At 62.2% G+C, this 384-nt stretch carries 1 protein-coding gene; it reads right to left on the reverse strand.

The window, feature by feature from the left end:
- Positions 1-112: 112 nt before the first annotated feature.
- The coding region (locus tag EN749_RS37410; protein WP_189368099.1) for an HlyD family secretion protein at positions 113-384 on the reverse strand (272 nt) is incomplete at its 5' end.

Genomic DNA, 384 nt, shown 5'->3' on the forward strand with positions numbered 1-384 from the left:
TCCGGGTACTGCGCCACCGGCAGCGTGCGGATCGCCAGCATCCCGGCGAGCATGATAAGAATGGCAATAACCCAGGCAAAGACCGGGCGACGCACGAAGAAGCGGGAAAACATCAGGCGTTTCCTCCGCTGGTTTTCATCTCTTCGGCCTTCACTTCCTGCCCGGCGGCCACTTTGTCGGTGCCTTCCACAATCAGCTTATCGCCCGCCTTCAGGCCGCTCAGCACCAGCCATTTGTCGCCGTAGGTATCGCCCGTCTCCAGCTGACGCTGCTCAACCTTGTTGCTGGCATTGACCACCAGCGCGGTGGCGGTGCCTTTGGCGTCGCGGGTGATGCCCTGCTGCGGCGCGAGGATCGCGTCGTTCATGATGCCTTCATCCACCC

It is taken from the genome of Mesorhizobium sp. M7A.F.Ca.ET.027.02.1.1 (assembly GCF_004022985.1).
In the GTDB taxonomy this organism is placed as follows: Bacteria; Pseudomonadota; Alphaproteobacteria; order Rhizobiales; family Rhizobiaceae; genus Mesorhizobium.